Genomic DNA, 21,147 nt, shown 5'->3' on the forward strand with positions numbered 1-21,147 from the left:
ATTCTCCTCAATACTCGATCAAACGTTCGGTCAAATATTCGGCTGAGCATTCGGTAGCCGGACGCCGAAGCAGTTCTGCAAGGCGATGAGCGCGGCGCCGTGCGCCCCGCGGAAGGCGTCCAGCGGTTTGGTGACGATCCGGCAGTCCCTGCTGATCGGAAAGGTGTGCGTGGGAAATTGCCCGACCGCGCGGAGGAAGGTGTTGGCCGCGCGTCGCCCCGGTCCGCCCGTGATCAGGCCCTGCGCGGCATGGATCACCACATGGCTGGGGCCGAAGGTGGTGAGGAGGGTGGCGATGCCCCGGGCCATCGACGTGCCCGCCTTGCGGAAGGCGGCCGCCGCCTCGAGGGCCTGCGCCTCGTCGCTGTCGGCGAGCGCGAGCGCGGCCTCGAGCCCGTCCAGCTCCCGCCCGGTCCGTTCCTTGACGACGGCGGTCAGCGCACGGTTGCCGACCTGGCTCTCGATGCAGCCGCGCATCCCGCAGTCGCAGACGCGCCCGCGCTGCCACACCTGGAGGTGCCCGAATTCCATCAGGACCCGTAGCCGTTCGCCGCGGACGACCAGCCCGGCTCCCACCCCGTCGCGGATCAGGACGACCGCGAACGTGGGGCTCTCGCGGCCCACGCCCAGGATCTGCTCGTAGGCGGCGAAGGCGTGCGCGTCGTTCTCCACCGACGTGATGCAGCCGGTCATGGCGGTGAGCGCGGCACCGAGCGGGAATTCCACCCATTCGTAAGGGGGCGGTTTGTCCTCGCCGTGGTCGTCCGGACCGTTGCGCAGCCGGCGTACCACCCCGGTGTCGGGGTCGACCGGGCCTCCGACCTGCACCCCCAGGCAGACCCTCGTCCTGGGGAAGTCGCAGCCGAGGCTGTCGGCCACCAGTCGCCCGGCCAGTTCGGCGACCCGCTCGGCGACCTCGGTCGGTTCCATGATGGTCAGATGGCGACGGGACCGGGCCGTCACCGTTCCGCCGGAGTCGACGACGACGCCCGCGAGTCTGTACGGCTGGATCTCGATGCCGACCGCGTAGTGCCCGTGGTCGAGTTGGTGCGAACGCCGCAGGATCCGGCGCACGGTCACGTCGTACACGCTCATGTGCCACCTTGCGTGGGCGGTTCCCCGCCGTGTCGGCGGATCAGGTTATGGATGACGGTGGGACGGCGTCCGGGTACAGCCGGGATGCGGCGCGGATGGCGGCGGCGGTAAGGGTGACGATCTCTTCGGTGCCATTGCCGGCCTCCTCGTCCTGGTCTGCCGCTCGCCGCAGTGCTCGTGCCTCTCCGGTGGCCGCGCACTCCCAGAGCACACGCACCAGGTCGGCGCCCCCCGGGTTCTCGAAGCCGTCGAACTCATCGAACCCGGCCTGCTCGGTGCCGAGGTGGTGGCTCCGGTGGGCGTACGGCAGATGACGTACGCACTCGGTGAGGAATGCCGTCTTCAGGGCACGGGTGGCCGCGCCGGGAGCGGGAAGCGGAGGCTGCTGCCGGTCCCTGAAGCTGTTCACCGCCCGTGCCACCGCCTCCTCCGCGATCTTCTGGGCGTCCCGCCGGACCGGTTCGAGGCCGGGCCGTCCCGCCGTCGCCACCGCCGCGAGCCACAGCCGCGCGGCCCGGTAGCCGTAGGCCGCCCAGTGGGCCCGGTTCTCGAAGGGCACGGGGTCCGCCGCCGTGGGGTCCTGGCACGGAGCCGGCCCTCGCGCCTGGGAGGCGAGCAGTTGCCGCAGACGGTTCTCCACCACGTCCGGGGGGAGCCGGCTCTCGACCTCCTCGCGGACCGCGCGGAGAAAGCGCTCGAACGCCGGGTGCACGTCGAGTTCCGGTGCTCTGGCCCCGGCCGCCGGACGACGTCGTGTGCCGAGGATCCGATCATCCCGCCTGTGCATGCGAACCTCCCTCTTTCCCTTCGTCGCCCGCCGGGGAGACGAATCCGGCCTTGGTGTCGTATCTCTCGAGCGACCTGCGGATCGTGGCGACCGCGTGCCGCAAATTGCTGCGGACGGTGCTGGGTTTCACGCCGAGGAGTTCGGCGATCTCCTGGGCGGAGTACTCGTCGTAATGCAGGGCCAGTACTTGCCTTTGACGGGGCGGCAGATCGCGCAGGACGCGCATCACCCTGTCCCGCTCGTCGGGTTCCATGCGCACCGCCGGTTCCGGGCCCGTGAGACGTGCGTTCCGGGATTCCAGTTCCACGCGTTTTCGGTTACGGTCGGCCCTTTTGCAGAATGCGTGCCAGGCGGTCGTCCGGACCCAGCCCGCGTGGTTCCTGCAGGTCGGCCAGGCAAGGAGGAGCGCCTGCATGGCATCCTGCACCGCATCCTCGGCTTCCTCACAGGTTGCCCCCGCTCTCATCAGACCATGAACGACCCGCTGGTATTCCTGTGTAAAGAAATCGGAGAAGCCCGGCCACTCCACGGGAATGGCCCCTTGATCTCCTCGGGGGCTCACGCAGCCACCTCCTCAAGGTCGGTCACTCCTAAGGTCCGTGGGGGTGCGCGTGTGTGCAATGGCCCCGCCGGCCCGTCCGCATACGGCCATTGCTTGCACAATGCGCGGGCCCAACGCCCCTTCTTCGGTGAGGACCGAGGAAAGCGAGGGCATCCGCATGAAGCACGAGACCGGTGAACCGCGGACCGACGGCGGTCACCCCATGGGCCCGGAGCGGGAGCCGGGGCGGGAGGGGACGGACAGGCCCCGCCGTCCGATCGCCGCCGAGGTCGTGGAGCTGATCAACGGCATCATGGCGAGCATGGGAGGCGCGCACCTGCTGACGTCGTCGGTCCTGGTCAGCGTTCTCACCGGGGTGATCGCGGCCGTCCTGGCGGCGCTGTACCTCGTGTTCGCCCGCTGACGCACACCGCAGGCCCGGAAGCCCTGGGCCTTTACCACCCCGGCCGTCCCGCAGCGAAGCGTTTTCGCCATCCTCGGGAACGGCACGGCCCAGGGCCCGCACGAGGCCGGTACCCGCACGCCGGCCGGCGGAAGGGCCGCTGCGCCGGCCGAACGGACGGGCGTGTTCACCTCAACAACAGGGACCGAGTGCGCGATTGACCGAGTGCCCAGAGTGAACCAGGGGGCAATGGAGGTTTCCGAGACTGCTGCGAAACATGTGGCGTAAATGTGTCGCCATCCGCCCGTCTCTTGTCGACCGGCGTCCTCGCGGGCTGATTCACTCCCCGGCGGAGTGTCGTCACCGCAGGTCGCAGGCCCTGCCGGGAGCGTTCCACAGGCCGTCAGGGGCCCAGAGACGGAAGGACCAGGGATGTCGACCGCAGTGACGCCGGAGCAGCCGGAGCAGCAGGAACCCACGGGGGGCCACGCGCAGCTCAGCCTGGGCATCGCGGCCGCCCGGAACCTGGCGACCACCACCAAGTCCGTGCCGCAGATGCAGGGCCTCAGCTCGCGCTGGCTGATCCGCATGCTGCCCTGGGTGCAGGTGAGCGGTGGAACGTACCGGGTCAACCGGCGCCTGGTGTACGAGGTCGGGGACGGGCGGGTGACCTTCGTCCAGGAGGGCGCCCGCGTCAGGGTCGTCCCCGCCGAGCTGGCCGAACTGCCGCTGCTGCGCGGCTTCCAGGACCGCGAGGCGCTGCGCGCGCTGGCCGACTGGTTCGAGCAGCGGGAGTACGAGCCCGGCCAGGTCATCGCGCGGGAGGGCCGGACCGCCGACCACGTCCACCTCATCGCCCACGGCAAGGTCGAGAAGGTCGCCACCGGCAAGTACGGGGAGGAGACCCGGCGGGGCCTGCTGGCCGACGGCGGATTCCTCGGCGGCCAGGTCCTGGCGCCGGAGCCCGGCGACTGGGAGTTCACCGCCCGCGCGCTGACCGCCTGCACGGTCCTCGCGCTGCCCCGCCAGGCGTACGAGGAGGTGGCCGCGCGCAGCGAGGCGCTGCGCGCCCACGTCCGGCACCGCCGCGGCGAGCAGGAGCGCCCGCGCAACAAGCGGGGCGAGGCCGACATCGCCCTCACCGCCGGGCACACGGGCGAGCCGGTCATCCCCGGCACCTTCGTCGACTACGAACTCGAGCCGCGCGAGTACGAACTGAGCGTGGCCCAGACCGTCCTGCGCGTCCACAGCCGGGTCGCCGACCTCTACAACGACCCCATGAACCAGGTCGAGCAGCAGTTGCGGCTGACCATCGAGGCGCTGCGCGAGCGCCAGGAGCACGAGCTCGTCAACAACCGCGACTTCGGCCTGCTGCACAACGTCGACTACAGCCAGCGCATCCAGACCCACTCCGGCCCGCCCACCCCGGACGACATGGACGAGCTGCTGAGCATGCGGCGCCAGACCAAGTACTTCTTCGCCCACCCCAAGGCCATCGCCGCCTTCGGCCGCGAATGCAACAAGCGCGGACTGAGCTTCGACACCGCCGACGTCAACGGACACCGCATCCCCGCCTGGCGCGGCGTACCGATCCTGCCCTGCGGCAAGATCCCCGTCTCGGAGGAGGGCACCTCCTCCATCCTGGCGATGCGCACCGGCGAGTCCGCGGAAGGCGTCATCGGCCTGCGCCAGACCGGCATCCCCGACGAGTACGAGCCGGGCCTGAACGTCCGCTTCATGGGCATCAACGACCAGGCCGTCATCTCCTACCTGGTCAGCACCTACTACTCCGCCGCCGTCCTCGTGCCCGACGCGCTCGGCGTGCTCGAGAACGTCGAGGTCTCCGGGGCGTTCTCCTGACCCCGGCCGGCATCCGCCGCCGCTGACGGGCACCCGAGAACGGAGAAGACCGGTGTCACTGCTGTCCCGCATGCACGCGCCCGTGGCCACCCATGACCTGGCGAGACTGGTGGCCGGCCTGCTGTCCCACCGCGGCGGCGCCGCGCCCCTCCTGCCCGGCGCGCCCGCCGCCACGGCCGCCGTACCCGAGCGGACCGCGCGGCGCGTGGCCGGCAAGGTGCCGGCGGGCCCGACCGGGCTCGGTACCTCGGGCCTGCGCATCCCGGCCCCCCGACCGGCCGCCGACGCGCCGGGCGAGCCGCACGGCGCGTCGGCCGGTCCGGTCCCCGAGCTGTACTGCCCGCCGCCGCTCCGCGACGACCCGGCGCTGGCCGACGAGGTCAACGACCGGCTGATCGGCTGGGCCCAGGAGACCGGCATCTACCGGGACCGGCTCGACCGCGTCCGCGCGACCGGCTTCGGGCGGCTGATGATGCTCGCCCACCCCGGCACCGACGACCCCGAGCGGCTCCTCGTCGCGGCCAGGTGCGCGCTCGCCGAGTGGGCCACGGACGACTACTACTGCGACGACGAGACGACCGGGTCCGCACCGGCCCTCCTCGGCTCGCACCTGGGCCTCGCCTACCCGGCGACGGACCCCTCCCACCCGCCCGCCGGTTACGCCCCCGAAAGCGCCGAGGGCTTCCGCGCCGACCCCGTCCGCGTCGCCCTGCGCTCGAGCTTCGAGCACCTGGCGCGGTACGCGGACGCCACCCAGACGGCCCGGCTGCGCCAGGAGATCGCCGTCCTGTTCGTCGGCTACGCCCAGGAGGGATCCTGGCGCAGCTCCGGCCGCGTGCCCGCGGTCTGGGAGTACCTGGCCCACCGGCAGATCAACAGCTTCATGCCCTGCATCGCGCTCGTCGACGTGGTCGACGGCTACCGGCTGTCCGCCGCCGAGTACCACGATCCGCGCGTGCGCCGCGTCGTCACGATGGCCGCCACCGCCTCCACCCTCGTCAACGACCTCTACTCACTGGCCAAGGAACAGGACTCCGGCGGCGTCGAGTTCAGCCTCCCCACGGTCATCGCCGAGGAGTCCGGCTGCTCCCTGCACGAAGCCGTCGAGCGCAGCGTGGCGATCCACGACGAGCTCGTGCACACCTTCGAGCGCGAGGCCGCCGCCCTCGCCCTGACCGGTTCGCCGGAGCTGCGCCGCTTCCTCGCGGGCGTCTGGGCCTGGCTCGGCGGGAACCTCGAGTGGCACCGGGGCAGCGCCCGGTACGCCTCCTGAACGCAGCACCACAGCACCACATCACCACCGCACACCGTCCGTAAGGAGCCCCCCGCATGACCACCGCCCCCACCGCCCCCGTGCTGCGCACCGCGTACCAGCAGGCCGTCGCCGACTACTGGAACAAGGAGAAGGACCCGGTCAACCTCTCCCTCGGCGACGTCGACGGCCTCTACCACCACCACTACGGCATCGGCGACTACGACCCGTCCGTCCTGGAGGGCCCCGCCGAAACCCGTGACGCGCGCATCATCGAGGAGCTCCACCGCCTGGAGTCGGCGCAGGCCGACGTCCTCCTCGACCACCTCGGTCCGATAACCCCGCAGCACCGCCTCCTCGACGCCGGCTGCGGCCGCGGTGGCACCAGCATCATGGCCAACCAGCGCTTCGGCTGCGAGGTCGACGGCGTCTCCATCTCGCAAGCGCAGGTCGAGTTCGCCAACGACCAGGCGCGCAAGAGGGGCGTCGACGACAAGGTCCGCTACCACTTCCGCAACATGCTCGACACCGGCCTGCCCACCGGGGCCCTCCAGGGCAGCTGGAACAACGAGTCGACCATGTACGTCGACCTCTTCGAACTCTTCGGCGAGCACGCCCGGCTCCTCGCCCGCGGCGGCCGCTACGTGGTCGTCACCGGCTGCTCCAACGACGTCTCCGGCCTGCGCTCCAAGGCCGTCAGCCGCATCGACGAGCACTACACGTGCAACATCCACCCGCGCAGCGCCTACTTCAAGGCCCTCGCGGCCAACAACCTGACCCCCATCAACGTCGTGGACCTCACCGCCGCGACCATCCCCTACTGGGAGCTGCGCGCCAAGTCGTCGGTGGCCACGGGCATCGAGGAGGCCTTCCTCACCGCGTACAAGGAGGGCAGCTTCCACTACCTGCTCATCGCCGCCGACCGGATCTGACGGCGAACGTCCCGCGTCCTAGGTCCAAATGTCGAGGCGGGCACCGTCTCCGGGCAGAGGCCCGGCGGCGGTGCCACCGCTTACGGTCGTGATCATCACAGCGACCGAGAAGCGAGGAACCACGATGGAGACGGACGACCGATCCCGCGGCTGGAACGGCGACCTGCTGGATCTCGACGCCTACCTGGACCACATCGGCTACCGCGGGGACCGGACGCCCACCCTGCGGACGCTGCGCGCCCTGCACCGGGCGCACGTCACCTCGATACCCTTCGAGAACATCAACGCCGTCCTGGGCCTCCCGGTGCTCCTGGACGTCGAGGCCGTCCAGGACAAGCTGGTGCGCGGGCGCCGGGGCGGCTACTGCTACGAGCACGTCGTGCTGTTCGCCGCCGCCCTGGAACGGCTGGGCTTCGAGTTCACCGGCCTGAACGGTCGGGTCACGCTCGGTAACGCCAAGGTCCTGCCCGCCACCCACGCGCTGCTGGCCGTGACGGCCGCCGACGACGAGCGGCTGTGGCTGTGCGACGTCGGCTTCGGCTGCGGACCGCTGGAACCGGTCGAGCTCGCGGACGGCACCGAAGTGGACTTCGACGGCTGGAGATTCCGGCTGGAGCGGCGTCCGGGCACCTTCGGCGTCGACGACTGGTGGCTGCACCAGTACCGGGCGGACGGCTGGCAGGACCGGCACACCTTCACCCTGACCCGGCAGTACACGATCGACTACGTGGTCGCCAGCCACTTCGTCTCCACCCACAGCCGGTCGCCCTTCGTCCAGCGCCTCTTCCTCCAGCGGTTCGCCGCCGACCGCCACGAGCGGCTCGACGCGACCACGTGGACCACCTTCCGCCCCGACGGCTCGTTCACGGAACGGAAGATCGACCCGGACGGGCTCGGGCCCGTCCTGGAGGAGGGGTTCGGGATCGTCGTGGACGACGAGGTCCTCGCCCGTCTGAGGGAGGGGCTCGACTCCGCCTGACCCGCTCGCCGCACGCCCCGCGCACGTCCCACACCGTCCCCGTACGCCTGCTGTCTCCGCAGGTCGGAGCGTGGGACGTCCCGCGGAGTCCCGTCACGGCCGTGGCTCTTGAGGTACGAGTGGCCGGAGGGCAAAGCTGGCGGAGGCCGGTCGCGATCGTGCGACCGGCCTCGCAGCCCTTTCCGCCCACGGACACCGGAGAGCATGAAGTGAACGAGACCGCGGTCATCACGACGCCCGCGTCGAACGAACCGCACTGGATGCCGGCCCTGCAGCGTGTGGACCGTCTGACTCCGCGCGAGAGGGAAGTGTTCGTCCTTCTCGCCGAGGGCCTGAGCAACGATCAGATGGCACGCCGCCTGTGGGTCTCCGAACGGACGGTGCGCGCCCACCTGTCCGCGGTGCTCGAGAAGCTGGAACTCGGCTCCCGGCTGTGCGGATGCCTGGCCTCGTACGCCTTCAGGACGTCCGGGACGCACCATCGCTCCCGGAGCGCGTCCCGCGACCGTCCGGCTGGGTGAATACGTCGGGAATACGCCGTGGGTCCGGTACCGGGCCCACGGCGCGGGCCGAAGACTGGGAGGCACCGCAGCCCGCCGGACCCGCAGGAGCCGCCATGCCGCACGACCCCGCCGACGCCGCCTCTCCCGTGAGCAACTTCCTCAGCACCGCCAACACGCTCACCCTGGCGGAACGCCGCCTCCTGGTCGACCAGGCGCTGGTGATCTTCGAGCAGAACTACGTCCACCTGCCGCTGAAGACGGCGATGCATGCGGTGAACCCCGTCCAGCGGCTGCGCGTGCTGCGCAGGCGCCTGGAGCGCCAGACCGAGGACACCATGCCCAAGGAATGGATCTTCCACGCGGAGCTGTCGGAGATCTTCCACTCGGTCAGGGACCTGCACACCAACTACCTACTGCCCGACCCCTTCGCGGGGAAGGTCGCGTTCCTGCCGTTCCTGATCGAGGAGTGCACCGACGACCGGGGAGCGCACTTCCTGGTCACCCACGTCGCCCAGGGATTCTCCGCCCCCGGCTTCGCACCGGGCACCGAGATCACCCACTGGAGCGGCATCCCCATCGCCACGGCCGTCGACCTCAACGCCGCCCGGTACGCGGGCAGCAACACCTCCGCCCGTCACAGCCGGGGCCTGCAGTCCCTCACCGTGCGGCCGCTGCGCATCCACCTGCCGCCGCTGGAGGAATGGGTGACCGTCAGCTACACCGACGCCGACGGCGAGCGCCGCGAGCTGCGCGAACACTGGCGGATCGCGGACAACCTGCCGGCGTTCGTCGACACCGACACCCTCAGCACCGCCGCCGCCTGCCAGGGCCTGGACCTCGACGCCGACGAGACCGGCCGGGCCAAACTGTTCCTGTTCGCCCCGCGCGTCATCGCACAGGAGCAGTCCGTGCGGGAGGGGACCTCGGACCTGGAGGCCATGCCCGGACTGCGGCAGGGCGAGGTGCCCAGCACCATGCCGAAGATCTTCACGGCCCGTGAGGTGCACACCTCCTCGGGCACCTTCGGCCACATCCGCATCTTCACCTTCGCCGTCCGCAGGCCGGCGGCCTTCGTCGAGGAGTTCGTCCGCCTCGTGCGCCTGCTGCCGCAGAACGGACTGATCGTCGACGTCCGCGACAACGGCGGCGGACACATCCACGCCGCCGAGTTCCTGCTGCAGACGCTGACCCCGCGCCGGATCGTCCCCGAGCCCGTCCAGTTCCTCAACACCCCGCTCAACCTGCGGATCTGCCACAGGCACCGCGACGACCCGGCCATCCACCTGGGGGCCTGGCTGCCGTCGATGGAACAGGCCGTCGAGCTCGGCTCGACCTTCTCCAGTGCCTTCCCCATCACCCCCGAGGACGGCGCGAACAGCATCGGCCAGCAGTACTTCGGGCCCGTCGTGCTGATCACCAACGCACGCTGCTACTCCGCCACCGACATCTTCGCCGCCGGCTTCCAGGACCACCACATCGGCCCGGTGCTCGGCACCGACGACACCACCGGCGCCGGCGGCGCCAACGTATGGACCCACCAGCTGCTCACCGACCTCCTCCAGGGCGAGACGGCCGTGCCGTACGCGCCCCTGCCGAAGGGCGCGGGCATGCGGGTGTCGATCCGCCGCACCCTGCGCGTCGGCGCGCAGTCGGGTACGCCCGTGGAGGACCTGGGCATCGTCCCCGACGAGCGCCACCGCATGACCCGGCGCGACCTCCTCGAGGACAACGCCGACCTCCTGGACCGGGCGGGCCTGCTGCTGCGCGACCGGCCCGTGCACGCGGTCACCGTCACCGACACCGCCACCGGCGACGGGGCGCTGCGCCTGCGGCTGCGGACGACCAACGTGGACCGCGTGGACGTCTATCTCGACCAGCGGCCCCGGGCGTCGGTGGACACCGCCGACGGCCGGACCGACGTCACCGTGCCCGCGGCCGCCGGGGCACTGACGGCCCGGCTCGACGGATTCTTCGGCGGACGCCTCGTCGTCAGCACCACACAGCGTCTCCCGTAGCCGCTCCGCCGCCCGCCTGGGGAGGGCGGCGGCTCACATCCCGCGCAGGCCGGCGCTCACGGCGCGGCCCGCCCGGGTGACGGCCTGGGCGAGCCGTCGCAGATCCTGCGAGGGGCCGACCATCGCGCACAGGGCGGCGACGGTTTCGCCGCCCGTGGCGGTCACCGGCACCGCCGCACAGCAGACGCCCGGAATCAGGTCCTCCCGGTCCAGGGCCACCCCGCTCTCCCGGATCCTCGAGGCCTCCCGCCGCCACGAGCGCGGCAGCGGCCCCCAGGGGATCCGGGCCGGCGCGGTGGCCACAAGCGCCTTGCCGGCGGCGGTGGTCCACGGCCAGGAAACCCCCGGCTGCACCGGGGCCAGGTGATCCACCATGCCGGAAACACCCATGACGGCCAGCGTCCGGCCCTCCCCCAGCACGCAGATCCCGGCCGTGGCACCGGTGACGGCGGCCAGCCGTCGCAACGGCCCTCCGGCCGCGGCGCGCAGCCCCGGATGTGGTTGCCACCCGCTGCCCAGCCGGAACATCCGCCGGCCCATCCGGTAGTGGACGCCACGGCGCTCCACGGCGCCCAGCTCGGCCAGTTGCTCCAGCAGCCGGTACGCCGTCGCCTTCGGCAGCCCGCTGCGCGCCGCCAGCGCGGTCAGCCCCGCCTCCTCCGCCGCCTCCACGGCCTCCAGCAGGGCGAACGCTCCCTCCAGGACTCCCCGTCCCGGAACGGGGCGCTCGCCGGACTCCCCGACCGAGGATCCGGTCATCGGCGGCCCCCTTCTCTCCGCTCCCAGTCCACGCCACCGCGATAAACGGTGCCTGAATGCCCACTGAACGCGCTCGCCCCCGTGCCCGCCGCCGCGCCGCCTCACCGTTCCCGCAGCCGCGCCGCCAGCAGGGCGATGTCGTCCTCGGCCGCACCGTGGACGAGCTGGGAGAGCACGACGTCGAGGATGTTCTCCAACGAACTGTCCGAGGGCAGGTTCAGGCGCGTCAGCCACTGCAGCGATTCGTCGATGTCCACACCCCGCTGCTCCACCAGGCCGTCGGTGTACAGCAGAAGGACGCCGTCGGCGGGCATGCGCGTCGTGTACGTCCCGCAGCCGCACAGGTCGGTGCCCAGCGGCGGGCCCGGGGGCACGGGCAGCAGGTCACCGGGTCTGCCGGGGCGCAGCAGCACGGGCGGCAGATGCCCGGCACTCGCGGCCGTGAGCGTGCCGGCACCGGGATCGATCAGGACCAGCAGGCAGGTGGCCACCCGGTCCAGGCCGATGCGCGCGACGTACCGGTCCGCCCGCTCCAGGATCGCGCCGGGCGACGCGTCGGACGTGGCGACGGTCCGCAGCAGCGAACGGTACTGGCTCATGGCCACCGCCGCGGTGAACCCGTGCCCCATGACGTCCCCCATCACCTGCAGGGTGCGTCCGCCGGGCAGGGCGAGGGAGTCGTACCAGTCACCGCCCACGAGCGCGCTGCGGCCCGCGGGCAGATAGCGGGAGGCCGTCTCGATGTCCGGGTGCGGGCTGCCGGGCTCGGACAGCAGGGCGCGCTGCAACTCCAGGGCCATGGTGTGCTCATGGGTGTACCGGCGGGCGTTGCCGACCGTCACGGCCGCTCGCGCGGCCAGCTCCTGCGCCACCACGATGTCGTCCTCGGAGAACGGCGGCGACGACCCGGCCCGCACCAGGATGAGCGTGCCCACCGGATGCCGGGGCGCCGGCAGGGGCACCACCAGCAGCGAGTGGATCCCCGCGGCCCGGTAGGCCTCGACCCGTCGGGGGGTCGGCGCCATCTTCCGGAGCACCTCGTCCGAGGCGTAGTTGCCCACCCACGGCCGCCCGGTCTCCAGGCACCGGCGGATCGCCGAGCCGCGCTGGACGTCCACGTAGTCCCCGGCCTTCCCCAGCGGTGCCACGTGGTGGACGAGCTCCGGCACCGCCGCCAGCGCCATGCGGCGCAGCCGCAGCGTGCCCGGCGCCGGCGGGGGCGTACCGCTCGGTTCGTCCTCGACGACCTCGATGCCGGCCGCGTCGGCCAGCGCGGGCACGAGGAAGTCGGCCAGCTCGCCGCAGGTGGTCTCCGTGTCGAGAGTGGTGCCGATGCGGGTGGTGGCCGTGTCGAGCAGGGCGAGCCGCTGGTGGGCCGACTCGAGGTCCTCCGTGTACCGGTGCAGACCGCTCACCTCCACGCCGACGCCGCACACGCCCACGGTCCGGCCGTCGTGCTCCAGCCGGTGGAAGACGGTGCGCCACTGCCGCTGCTCGAACGGCGAATGGGCAGGCGTACGACCACTGACGGCGATCTCCCGGGGCCGGCCGTCCAGCAGTACCTCGCGCAGCACGGCGTCGGAGCGCCGGATCTCGGGCAGCACCTCGGCGAGCGTGTGGCCGATGAACTCGGCCGCGGGAACGCCGCACATCCGCGCCATCGCGGGATTGACGTAGAGGTAGCGCAGCTGCGGATCGAGAACGAAGACGGAGGCCGCCGTGCCGTCCAGCACGTTCCGCCACATCGTGTGCTCACACGCCTCCGCGGCGCAGCCGGGCGTGTCCTCCGCGAAGAGCCGCCGTGGGGGCGGCGCGTCAGCGGCCACCACTCCTCCTCGTCTCGCCCCCTGCCCGTGGCGCCCACCTTCCATGCTGGCCCGCCGTACCGCCCGCCGCATCCGCAGCCCCCCTCCGCTACCGTACGTACGCGATCTTGAGGACTGGCACGAAAGGAACCCCATGGACGCGTTGGCCGAGGACGAGATGCACGACGAGTTCTTCCCGCTCGTCCCGGCACCGGAGGACGGCGGGCCCTGGCAGGCCCCCACCGACCTGGAGCAGAAGCTGCACCGGCTGAGCCGGGCCGACAACGCGTACGCCTACCTGCGCACCCTCGCCATCGAGGGCGTCTACTACCCGGTGCGGCTCGACGAGGCGCGGGCGGCCGGCGAGGACGAGTACCCCATGCTGACCATCGAGACCCCCGACGGGCGCACCGTGGCGCAGGTCTACACCTCCGGTCTGCTGCCCCGGCCCCACCCGTTCCTCGTCTACGAGCACGCCACCCTCGGCGCGCTCGCGGGGATCGTCCCCGAGGACGTCGAGGTCCTCGCGGTCAACGCGGCCACGCCCTGCGAGCAGTACTTCCTGACCACCGGCGACGAACGGGAGACATGGCTGGACCTGCACCACGAGCTGTTCTCGTCGGACGAGCTGATGGACCGGGTGGTCACCCGGCGCACCGGCGCCCCCGAGCCCGGCCTGTTGCTGCACGGCCTGGCCTGCGGGGCACACCTGTGCTTCCGCAACGGTGACGCGTGGAACACCCCGCACTGGCACGGCATGGGCTACCGCGGCGAGGTCGAGCGCATCGCCGACGACTGGGGTGTGCACGGCCGGGACGACTGGCTCGTGATGGAGGAACGGCTCCTCGGCAGGGATGTGAGCCCCTGGTACTGGGACTTCGTGCTGGGCGCGCGCAACGCCCTGGCCGCCGCGCACGGCCCGCGCGTCGACCCCGAGGAGTGGCGGAACACGGTGGAGGGCACGCTGCGGGTGCGTGCCCGGGAGAGCGGCGCCCCCACCGACGACCGCGAGTTCGGCGAGTTCGTCGCCCACCTGCGCGCGCTGGTGGGCAAGGTGCTGCGCTACGAGGCCCGCTTCCGCGCCGACGAGCTCCTGCCGCCCGACGGATACGTCCGCACGATCGCCGCCTGGGACATCGGGCGCGCCTCCAAGATGGCCCGCTGGGGCCGGGGCGCCCGGTACGCCACGGAGGCCGAGATGCACACGGCGATCGAGCGTGCGGCCAAGGAGGCCCAGGCCGCGTACGGCTCGTGGGAGGAGTTCTCCGCCGGATACATACTCGGCCGGTGCCTGCACTTCGACGAGGAGGCGTTCGGCCGTTGGTACACCACGGTCCTCGACGCCCACCGGGCACTGACCACCGACCCGGAAAGCCCGTGGCGCACGGTGCCGTTCGCCTCCTGACCCTGGCTTCCGACCCGGCCGTCCCCCAGCACGAGGAACATCAGCGATGCCCCCAGCACGAGAGCGAGAACCCCTGAGACCGGCGGACCTCCCCGCCCCCTACGGTCCGGACGACAGCGGGGAACCGGGCGAACTGGGCTGTCTCCGGCTGGTGCTCGGGGTGCCGCTGGTGATCCTGCACCTGCTGTCGGCGGCCTGTGTGACGGGCGCCTATATGACCCGCCCCAACGGCGTCTGGGACGACGGCGCCTACGCGGGCATCTCCGCGGTCTGCCTGGTCGCCCTCGCCCTCAGCGCCCTCGCGCTGCTCCTGACGCTCACCCCGTCCGCCCGCCGGATCCTGGGCCTGTGGTGGATGGCGCCGCCACTGGTCCTGATCGGCCTCGCGATCCTGCGGATGAAGACCCTCTGACGCGGTCGGCGCGGCAGCGTTCCGTAACAGCCGCTCTCGTCGCCACATACGTAGTTTGACAGTAAGCCCATACGAATCGAAGCGATTCAGGAGAGAGTAGGGGAGGCCGGGGGAGGGCAGGCGCGGTGCCGGCCTCGGTCCGCGTCGTGTGAAGTGCCGGACAGGGCGGGTGTTCGTGAGCAAGGTGTTCATCAGTCACAGCGCGAACAGGGATCCGCATGCGCGGGCGCTCCGAGATCGGGTTGCCGCACGATTGAATGCCGACAAGTACGAGGTCCTCCTGGATGCCCAGGAGATGCGGCCGGGGGAGGAGTGGCGCCCGAGGCTCTACGAATGGTTGCGGGAGTGCCGCGCCGCCATAGTTCTGCTCAACCGCGACGCTCTGGAGTCGGCGTGGGTACGTCGTGAGGTCAGCATCCTCATGTGGCGCCGGAGCTTCAACCGCTCGCTGTTCGTCATGCCGGTGCTCGTCGGAGATGTGACCGTGGAGGATGTGCAGGAGGCGGGCATGTCGGACCTCGTGACCGTCCAAGTGGCTCGTGCCCGGCACATCCCGTTGGCGGCGTCGTACTCGGAGACGGACGTCGCGGAGATCCTCGCCGACTTTCGTGAACTTCCCGTCTACGACCGCAGAGATCCCGTAAGTGCGTGGACGGGCAGAATCGAAGCTCAGCTCGCCAGAGTGTGGGACGCGCGTGCCCTGGTGGAAGTGGGCAAGGCGCTTCGACTCCCGGAGCGCGGACCGGCCGTCGCGGGCGCGGATCTGAGCTGTGGCCTGCTTGCTGCGCAGATGCTCCATACACATGCGGCTGCCCAGCTGAGGGACGCGGTCGGGAAAGTGCGCGACTTCATGGAACCCACGGTGTTCGGCAACCTCGTCGAGCTCGTCCTGCCTGTGTGGGTCGACGCGGCCTCTGCTCGTTACGTCCTGCCCGTCGGCCACCGGGCCCTGCGACATACCGTCGTGCTGAAGGCCTCTCACCCCGACACAGGTGCGTACTACCTGGGCCGCGCCTTCTGTATGGATGCCACTCGCTATATCTGCATGTATGCCGATGCCGGTCCGTGGGGTGAGGAGGATCCGGAGGCAGAGCTCAAGCGGGCATGCGAGGACACGCTCAGGGCCACACTTCACGTTCAGCCCTGGAAGTCGCTCGAAGAGGTCCGGGAGACGCCGGGTTGCGTGACCTTTCTGGTACTGGATGCCCAGGCCTGCTCCCTTGAGCAAGCCGAACGCGTCGTGGATTGGCTGCATGACCGGATGCCCTGGCTATGCGTCCTGGTGCTGCCACATCCCACGGAGCAATCGAGCGACGGACGCTTTGCCGCGGCGGTGGACATCGCCCCGCCCTTCGGTGAGGCGACGGAAGAGGAGTCGATCAGGGCTGCGGCCCAGATGATCAGGTTTGTCAACCGGTCCGTTCAAGGGATGAGGGACTGGGGGCGGAGAGGATGAAGACGAAAGGGACTGACATGGGGGGATCGATCGCGTTCGGAAGCGGCGGATTCGCACCGGACCGCGGTGACGGTGCGGTCTATGTGATTTCGGCGGAGATCGAGTTGGTGGTGAAGGTGGCGCGGGCGACCGGCCGACCGCTCCTGCTCCGCGGAGGTCCGGGATCAGGCAAATCATCGCTGGCTCCCTATTTGGCGCGGGAAAACGGCTGGCGCTACTACGAACATGTCGTCACGCAACGCACACAGCCCCGGGACCTGTTGTGGACGTACGACAGTGTGCGCAGACTTTCGGACGCACAGCTGGCCGGCGTGCGATCGACGAGCTCGCGCCTGGTCGAACTGGACGACGCTGCGTACGTGCTCCCCGGGCCGCTGTGGTGGGCCCTGGCGCCCGAGTCCGCTCGGCGTCGGGGCCGGAGTCCCGAGCACGAGCCCGACCCGACGTGTCGGGAACCGTTCGAGGAAATCAACGCGAGCCGCAGGGGGTGCCCGGCGATCGTTCTCATCGACGAGATCGACAAAGCCGACCCGGACGTGCCCAACAGCCTGCTGGTGCCTTTGGGCTCGCACCGTTTCACAGTGACCGAGACAAGCACCGAGATTCGCGCCGAAGCAGGCCCCGACACGGGAGACGCCCGCTTTACCCGGAATCTCGTAGTGATCACGACCAACGACGAACGGGAGCTCCCCCAGGCATTCCTACGGCGCTGTGTCGTCCTGGCCCTGCCGGAACACGACGAGCCCACACTCGCGCGCATCGCTGTCCGGCACCTTCAACAATGGTACGGAGAGGTGCGCCCGGAGCACCGTGGAATCGCCATGGCACTGGCACAGGAACTGAGTGCGGTGCGCAGCCAGGCCAAGCAACTCGGCCTGCGTGCACCGAGTACCGCCGAATACCTCGACGCGCTCCGGGCCTGCATTGTGCTGGGCATCGACGTGGCCGATCCCGAATGGGAGTGGCTCAAGGGCAGCGCGCTGCTCAAGCGCCAGCAGGCCGTCGGGGAGGAATGGTGATCGGCCAAGCGTGGCTGGCCGACGTCGCACAGGCCGCAGCAGTCCTTGAGGCCGACTCCGCCGAACAATGGCATCGCATTGCTCGATGCCTCGGGCTGGGCGGCCACAGGACCGCCGTGGCTCCTGCGGGCGTCAGCCCCGTCCTCGCCCCCCGGCCCCCCGGCTCTGATGAGCCGTTGGCGGACGAGACCGTTCACGGCACGGGTGAGCCACCGCCGGAATCGGTCCGTGAGGACGAGATAGCCGGTGGGTCGGCGATCGCCCTCCCGGCGGTGGAGAGCCGGCCACCGGGCTTCACAGGATGGACGGTTGATCCGCTGCCGGGACCGGTGCCGTCCGGATCTCGTGCCGTGCCGGCTCATAAACCGCTCCTCGCGCCGCGCTCGGCCACGGCGGTGCTGTTCACAGCGCTGGCACGAGCCACGCATGAGGGAGAGCCGGATATGGCGGCAGCCGTCGAGCAGGTGGCCAGGGCGCAGCCACTGACCGAGTTGCCCCGCCGCCCCATCGTCACCTTGCGCTACGGAGTCCAGGTCCTCGCCGACATCTCCGTCTCGATGGAGCCCTTCGCGCGCGATGTGGAAGAGGTGGTGGGACGGGTACGTGCACTCGTCGGTGTGGCGGGCACGCAGATCCTGTATTTTTCCGACTCGCCGCTGCGGGGGGCGGGCGAGGGGCCACGGGCGAGCTGGGTGGCGTACCGTCCCCCACCACCCGGTACCACCGTGCTGATCCTCTCAGCGCTCGGATTGGTCGGTCCACTGTTCAACCCACACCGGGCCGGCAGCAAAGAGTGGCTTGAGACGGTGCGTCTGATCCGGTTGCACGCCTCCCGGCCCGTGATCCTCATCCCCGTGCCCGAACGCCGCTGGCCGTACTGGCTGCGCTCTGCACTCCCCGCGGTGGTGTGGGACCGCGGAACCACGGTGGGACACGTGCACGGAACCGTCCGATGAACGGTGGGCGGCCGGACCGGGAGCTGGCTGTACTGCTCAGTACAGCGACCCGCATCGAACCCGAGCTGATCCGGTCAGTACGACTCACCGTGGCTCCTCGTTTGGACGTCGCGGCCGAAACGGACCTCTGGTTCGGCGACCTGGTGGAACGGCGTGGAGCCGGTCATATCGTGCTGCGCCGCGACCTCCTGCCGGACTTGCGGAGCGAACTGGCGGCACTGTTGCGAGCAGCGAGCGGTGACGCCGCTGTGCACCGGTTGCCCGGTCTTGTCGACGAGGTCCACCGTCATGGGTCACCTGCGCTGCACGCCGAGGAGCAGGCCGTCTGGCATGCCGTCCAGGGCGGGCCGCACAGCGAGAGCCAAATCGAGCGGGCGCTGCTTCCCGCCCTGCGCGCCCTGGTCGACGAGCGTCGCGACGGTATAGCCCGCTGGTTCGCCCATGCATGGGGCCGTCTGCCGGATCCCGTCCGGAAGGCCAAGACCGCATGGCAGTTGGCGACCGTGACGAAGGCGCTGAACAGGGCGGCCGACTCGGCCGTATCCATCCGGCCGTACACTCCGGACGGGCTGCTGCTGGCAGATGTCGGTTTGATCGCCGCACGGCTGCCACGGGCGCAGTTGTACGCGCTCCGCAACGGAGCGCACCTCGTCCTCGGCAAGGACGCCGCGGTGACCGGGGCATACACGCTGTCGCTGCCGGACACGGACCCCGCGGTGCTGGAGATCACGACGCCCACAGGACCTGCGACGGTGCTGGTGGGCCGTGGCGAGAGCGTGACCCGGAAAGTCGGAGGCGGAGCGGTACGGCTGACGGTGGCCGACGGCTCGGTGTATGTGATCCCCGCGACTCACCCGGTGCCGGCCGAACGCGCTGGCGAGGACGGCTCCGTGATGGCGGCCGAGCACATTCTGATCAGCTACGCGGGATTCCATCGCCCCTGGGCCGGCTGGATCGCCCACTGTTTGAAGAGTCACGGACTGCGCATCACCATGGAGCGCTGGGATCCGCGCCGCGAGACGTCTCTGGAGACGGCGATCGGCGATCTCCTGCTGAGGACCCCGGGGCGGATCTTGCTGGTGCTGAGCGACTGGTTCTTCGCGCTGGGGCCGCGTCGCGCAGATGAGTGGAGCGAAGCCTTGCGCGGCATTGTCGCCGCCAATGCCCAGCGCTTCGCCGCCGTCAACCTCACCAACCGCACCCTCCTGCCCGTCACCGCCGTCCTGGAGCCGGTGGACCTGTGGGGCGTGGGCGCCCAGGAGGCCGAGCGCCGCCTGCTGGGCCGCCTCGGCCTGCCGACGGCGCGCGCCCGCCGCCCGCTGCCCGCCGGCCCCCGCTACCCCAACGACTCGCCGGCCGTCTGGGGCGAGGTGCCCCGCCGCAACGTCCGCTTCACCGGCCGCGACGACCTGCTCGACCGGATCCAGGAATATCTGACGGATGCCGAGCAGGGCACCGCCGCCGTCGCACTCCTGGGTATGCCGGGCGTCGGCAAGACTCAGATGGCCGCCGAGTACGCGCACCGCTTCAGTTCCGACTACGACGTGGTGTGGTGGGTGAACTCCGACACTCGTGGCACCTTGCGCGAACACCTCAGCGAACTCGCTGTCGAGCTCGGTCTGGTCAGTGGATCCGAATCGGGTGAACACATCCGTGCCGTCCGAGAGGCACTGCGCCGCGGTGAACCGCATGCTCGGTGGTTGCTCGTCTTCGACGGATGGGACGATACCGAGGATGCGGGCGAGATTCTTCCCAACGGACCCGGGCACGTGCTGATCACTTCCCGCAACAGGACCTGGAGCGGCGAGGGCGTGGCCACGATCGAGGTCCCCAACTTCCGGCGGTCCGAAAGCATTGGCTATCTCCTGCGCCGGGCGCCCCGTATCACCGCTGAACAGGCCGACGAGGTCGCTTCCGAGCTGAACGACATGCCTCTGGTGCTCGTCCAGGCTGCAGCCTGGCTCGGGGAGTCGGACATGGGCGTCTCCGAATACCTGCGCATGATGCGCGACGGTGCGGCTACCGACCCGGGAGACTTCGATGGCGTCGTTCGCTCTTCCCTTACGTCCTGGACGATATTGATCAACCGGCTCCGCGAGTCCCAGCCGCACGCGGTGGAGATCCTGACCTTGTGTGCTTCCTTCGCGCCAGGGCGGATCCCCATTGGGCTTGTGCGCCACCTCCGACCGGACGAGCTGCCCGAGGGCTTGGGGTGGCTCGCCTCCGACCTGCCCACCTGGACGCGAGCCTTGGACACGCTCGTCAATTTCTCCGTGCTGTCCAGGGATCATCCCGGAGGCTACTTTCACGGTGATCCGGGTCCTGAACAGGAGTCCGTGCACATGCACCGGCTCGTTCATGGCATCGTCGCTCGCCTCACATCGCCCGATGTCCGGGTGCTGTTCCAGCGCGTCGCCTGTCGGACGCTCGTCACAGCAGACCCGGGCAATCCCCAGGACTCGAGTTCCTGGCCGCGCTACGCCGAGTTGCTGCCGCACCTGGAACCTGCCGGGGCGCTCTCTGCTGATGAACCCGACGCACAGCGTCTGGTGCTCAATTGCCTTTCCTACACTCTCGCCTGCGGTGCGTACGGAGTGGGCGCCGGTCTCGCCGAACAGGCGCGGGCCGAATGGGCGCAGCTGCTGAGGCCCGACGACCGGCGGATGCTGGACCTGACACTGGCCCAATGCGGCATCCTTCGCTCGCTCGGCCGGTTCCGGGAAGCGTACGAGCTGGACCGGGCCACCATCGAGGGGCTTCGCGGTTCCGCCGGTCCCGATACGCTGTCCATGGTCCATGCGGGCAACTCCCTGGCGGCCGACCAGCGCTACCTCGGCCAGTACACCGAGGCCCTGCAGATGCAGCGCGAGGTCCTGGAGACCTCCCTCGAGCTGCTGGGCCCCGACGACTACCTGACCCTCCTCGCCCAGCACAACCTCGGCGTCGGCCTGCGCCTGGTCGGCCGCTA

The 21,147-nt window shown here is 70.5% G+C and carries 18 protein-coding genes; 13 read left to right on the plus strand and 5 right to left on the minus strand.

Going from position 1 to position 21,147, the window contains the following annotated elements:
• Window positions 1-30 precede the first annotated feature (30 nt).
• From ACIG36_RS32965 to ACIG36_RS32975, 3 genes are read right to left on the minus strand one after another with little or no spacing between them, the layout of a single operon-like run.
• Window positions 31-1,095 carry an ROK family protein gene (locus tag ACIG36_RS32965; protein ID WP_399936135.1) on the minus strand — a complete coding sequence of 355 codons (1,065 nt, stop codon included), beginning with the start codon at window positions 1,093-1,095 and terminating at the stop codon, window positions 31-33.
• A gap of 40 nt (window positions 1,096-1,135) precedes the next feature.
• Window positions 1,136-1,882, minus strand: a complete 747-nt coding sequence (locus tag ACIG36_RS32970) for a hypothetical protein (RefSeq protein WP_399936137.1) — start codon at window positions 1,880-1,882, stop codon at window positions 1,136-1,138.
• The gene (locus ACIG36_RS32975; protein ID WP_399936139.1) at window positions 1,866-2,411 is read right to left on the minus strand and encodes an RNA polymerase sigma factor; all 546 of its coding nucleotides are present in this window, start codon (window positions 2,409-2,411) and stop codon (window positions 1,866-1,868) included. The genes ACIG36_RS32970 and ACIG36_RS32975 overlap by 17 nt, the downstream gene beginning before the upstream one ends.
• A 160-nt stretch (window positions 2,412-2,571) precedes the next feature.
• Between ACIG36_RS32975 and ACIG36_RS32980 the strand changes: the two genes are divergently transcribed.
• The 7 genes from ACIG36_RS32980 to ACIG36_RS33010 all read left to right on the plus strand — a co-directional run bounded on the left by ACIG36_RS32980 (window position 2,572) and on the right by ACIG36_RS33010 (window position 10,367).
• Window positions 2,572-2,847: a hypothetical protein gene (locus ACIG36_RS32980; RefSeq protein ID WP_399936140.1), complete on the plus strand. Its 276-nt coding sequence runs from the start codon at window positions 2,572-2,574 to the stop codon at window positions 2,845-2,847.
• A gap of 411 nt (window positions 2,848-3,258) precedes the next feature.
• The gene (locus ACIG36_RS32985) at window positions 3,259-4,686 is read left to right on the plus strand and encodes a family 2B encapsulin nanocompartment shell protein (protein ID WP_399936142.1); all 1,428 of its coding nucleotides are present in this window, start codon (window positions 3,259-3,261) and stop codon (window positions 4,684-4,686) included.
• Window positions 4,687-4,738: 52 nt separating this feature from the next.
• Window positions 4,739-5,959: a family 2 encapsulin nanocompartment cargo protein terpene cyclase gene (locus tag ACIG36_RS32990; RefSeq protein ID WP_399936144.1), complete on the plus strand. Its 1,221-nt coding sequence runs from the start codon at window positions 4,739-4,741 to the stop codon at window positions 5,957-5,959.
• Window positions 5,960-6,015: 56 nt separating this feature from the next.
• The gene (locus ACIG36_RS32995; RefSeq protein WP_399936146.1) at window positions 6,016-6,870 is read left to right on the plus strand and encodes a geranyl diphosphate 2-C-methyltransferase; all 855 of its coding nucleotides are present in this window, start codon (window positions 6,016-6,018) and stop codon (window positions 6,868-6,870) included.
• A gap of 124 nt (window positions 6,871-6,994) precedes the next feature.
• Complete coding sequence (locus tag ACIG36_RS33000) at window positions 6,995-7,849, plus strand: arylamine N-acetyltransferase (protein ID WP_399936148.1); 855 nt, start codon at window positions 6,995-6,997, stop codon at window positions 7,847-7,849.
• Window positions 7,850-8,058: 209 nt separating this feature from the next.
• Window positions 8,059-8,370: a response regulator transcription factor gene (locus ACIG36_RS33005; protein WP_399936149.1), complete on the plus strand. Its 312-nt coding sequence runs from the start codon at window positions 8,059-8,061 to the stop codon at window positions 8,368-8,370.
• Between the two features lie 95 nt (window positions 8,371-8,465).
• Window positions 8,466-10,367 (plus strand): S41 family peptidase, encoded by a 1,902-nt coding sequence (locus tag ACIG36_RS33010; RefSeq protein WP_399936151.1) that lies wholly within the window; start codon window positions 8,466-8,468, stop codon window positions 10,365-10,367.
• 33 nt (window positions 10,368-10,400) lie between these two features.
• Here ACIG36_RS33010 and ACIG36_RS33015 read toward each other — a convergent pair whose 3' ends face one another.
• Window positions 10,401-11,126 (minus strand): IclR family transcriptional regulator, encoded by a 726-nt coding sequence (locus ACIG36_RS33015; protein WP_399936153.1) that lies wholly within the window; start codon window positions 11,124-11,126, stop codon window positions 10,401-10,403.
• Between the two features lie 101 nt (window positions 11,127-11,227).
• On the minus strand, window positions 11,228-12,952 hold the full coding sequence (locus ACIG36_RS33020) for a SpoIIE family protein phosphatase (protein ID WP_399936154.1): 1,725 nt from the start codon (window positions 12,950-12,952) through the stop codon (window positions 11,228-11,230).
• A 133-nt stretch (window positions 12,953-13,085) separates the two neighbouring features.
• Here ACIG36_RS33020 and ACIG36_RS33025 point away from each other — a divergent pair, with 133 nt between their 5' ends.
• The 6 genes from ACIG36_RS33025 to fxsT all read left to right on the plus strand — a co-directional run.
• A complete protein-coding gene (locus ACIG36_RS33025; RefSeq protein WP_399936156.1) occupies window positions 13,086-14,336 on the plus strand; it encodes a DUF1266 domain-containing protein in 1,251 nt (416 codons plus the stop codon).
• 46 nt (window positions 14,337-14,382) lie between these two features.
• A complete protein-coding gene (locus tag ACIG36_RS33030) occupies window positions 14,383-14,748 on the plus strand; it encodes a hypothetical protein (protein ID WP_399936157.1) in 366 nt (121 codons plus the stop codon).
• Between the two features lie 175 nt (window positions 14,749-14,923).
• Window positions 14,924-16,204, plus strand: coding sequence for a toll/interleukin-1 receptor domain-containing protein (locus ACIG36_RS33035; RefSeq protein WP_399936159.1), 1,281 nt, complete (start codon window positions 14,924-14,926; stop codon window positions 16,202-16,204).
• 17 nt (window positions 16,205-16,221) lie between these two features.
• Window positions 16,222-17,223 carry an AAA family ATPase gene (locus ACIG36_RS33040; protein WP_399936161.1) on the plus strand — a complete coding sequence of 334 codons (1,002 nt, stop codon included), beginning with the start codon at window positions 16,222-16,224 and terminating at the stop codon, window positions 17,221-17,223.
• Window positions 17,224-17,399: 176 nt separating this feature from the next.
• Complete coding sequence (locus ACIG36_RS33045; protein WP_399936163.1) at window positions 17,400-18,179, plus strand: hypothetical protein; 780 nt, start codon at window positions 17,400-17,402, stop codon at window positions 18,177-18,179.
• A partial coding sequence (fxsT, locus tag ACIG36_RS33050) for an FxSxx-COOH system tetratricopeptide repeat protein (RefSeq protein ID WP_399936165.1) occupies window positions 18,176-21,147 on the plus strand: 2,972 nt, incomplete at its 3' end. The genes ACIG36_RS33045 and fxsT, both read left to right, overlap by 4 nt.

The organism is Streptomyces sp. NPDC053048 (assembly GCF_044547045.1).
In the GTDB taxonomy this organism is placed as follows: Bacteria; Actinomycetota; Actinomycetes; order Streptomycetales; family Streptomycetaceae; genus Streptomyces.

Coding starts and splice junctions, on each gene's coding strand:
- ACIG36_RS33040 (WP_399936161.1), top strand. CDS start 16,222: ATGGGGGGATCGATCGCGTTCGGAAGCGGCGGATTCGCACCGGACCGC.
- ACIG36_RS33015 (WP_399936153.1), bottom strand. CDS start 11,126: ATGACCGGATCCTCGGTCGGGGAGTCCGGCGAGCGCCCCGTTCCGGGA.
- ACIG36_RS32970 (WP_399936137.1), bottom strand. CDS start 1,882: ATGCACAGGCGGGATGATCGGATCCTCGGCACACGACGTCGTCCGGCG.
- ACIG36_RS33025 (WP_399936156.1), top strand. CDS start 13,086: ATGGACGCGTTGGCCGAGGACGAGATGCACGACGAGTTCTTCCCGCTC.
- ACIG36_RS32965 (WP_399936135.1), bottom strand. CDS start 1,095: ATGAGCGTGTACGACGTGACCGTGCGCCGGATCCTGCGGCGTTCGCAC.
- ACIG36_RS33000 (WP_399936148.1), top strand. CDS start 6,995: ATGGAGACGGACGACCGATCCCGCGGCTGGAACGGCGACCTGCTGGAT.
- ACIG36_RS32995 (WP_399936146.1), top strand. CDS start 6,016: ATGACCACCGCCCCCACCGCCCCCGTGCTGCGCACCGCGTACCAGCAG.
- ACIG36_RS32985 (WP_399936142.1), top strand. CDS start 3,259: ATGTCGACCGCAGTGACGCCGGAGCAGCCGGAGCAGCAGGAACCCACG.
- ACIG36_RS33010 (WP_399936151.1), top strand. CDS start 8,466: ATGCCGCACGACCCCGCCGACGCCGCCTCTCCCGTGAGCAACTTCCTC.
- ACIG36_RS33030 (WP_399936157.1), top strand. CDS start 14,383: ATGCCCCCAGCACGAGAGCGAGAACCCCTGAGACCGGCGGACCTCCCC.